The organism is Rhizobium vallis, assembly GCF_003985155.1.
Classification (GTDB): Bacteria; Pseudomonadota; Alphaproteobacteria; order Rhizobiales; family Rhizobiaceae; genus Rhizobium; species Rhizobium vallis.
Genome location: NZ_ML133744.1, coordinates 1 through 900 on the forward strand (window position 1 = coordinate 1; position 900 = coordinate 900).

Consider the following 900-nt stretch of genomic DNA (forward strand, 5'->3'; position numbering starts at 1 on the left):
TCAAACAAGTACATTGCAGGCAGAAGGTCATCTGGTACCGGTTGATTGCCGTGTTGCCAGCTCGGAGGGACAAATCCTCCCAAGTCGTCCACAGGCAGCGTGTACTGTGGGGTGCCGAAGATCGATGCCCCCAAGCTTTGCTCCCATGGTGCGTCTGGCGGATTGACGCTTTGCACCGGTGAATAGGCAGCTGACGGCAAATCCTGCCGGAAGGTCGCTGTATTCCAGCTATCGGGAAGCTGGCCGGGTTGAGCCACTCCATGCCAAAACTCTGCGGGATCGGCGATCTGTGTGGAGGACTCCGGTTCAGCCGCCGCAGCCCCCGCTCGAGCACTGTTGGGCGCGGGGCTCAGACGTCGTTGGAGTTGCTCCCGATCGGCGACGAGGTTGTCGAGGTGCAGCACGGCTGGCCGGTCTCTTCGCGCCAGACGTCTAACGAGCGCCCGCGTGCCGTCAACCACGAAGACTCCGCAATCATAGCCGTTCCGCTGTTGGGTCATGCGGACGGGCTCCAGACGGGTACCCAACCTTTGTGCGAGCATTGCTGCAAACTCGTCGTTCTGGCCCCGGAAGGAGTCATAGTGATAGGCAGCCGGCCCCTCGCGGTTGCGACGGTCAACGAGTAGCAGCGACCAATGGGTGCCGCGGTGATCAGGATCCGAAGCACTGGCATCGCTCACTGGAAGGAACAGGAAGTCGGCTGTATCTCTTCCATTCTGATCATTAACGATGCGCTGGAAAGCGCTCAGCGCGGTGCTCTCATCGCCCAGGCGCAGATGATAATGGGCTATCAGGGGATCGATAAGCCGCGTCCTGGCGGCGAGATCCGGATCGTTTCGCTGCAAGTCCTGCATTAGCAGCTCATAATCCGTCTGGATATGCTGGTCGCCCAGCCATTCG

1 protein-coding gene is annotated in these 900 nt (G+C 60.3%); it reads right to left on the minus strand.

Annotated features, from left to right (window positions below; genetic code table 11):
* A partial coding sequence (locus EFQ99_RS34845) for a Ulp1 family isopeptidase (RefSeq protein ID WP_245441641.1) occupies positions 1-900 on the minus strand: 900 nt, incomplete at both ends.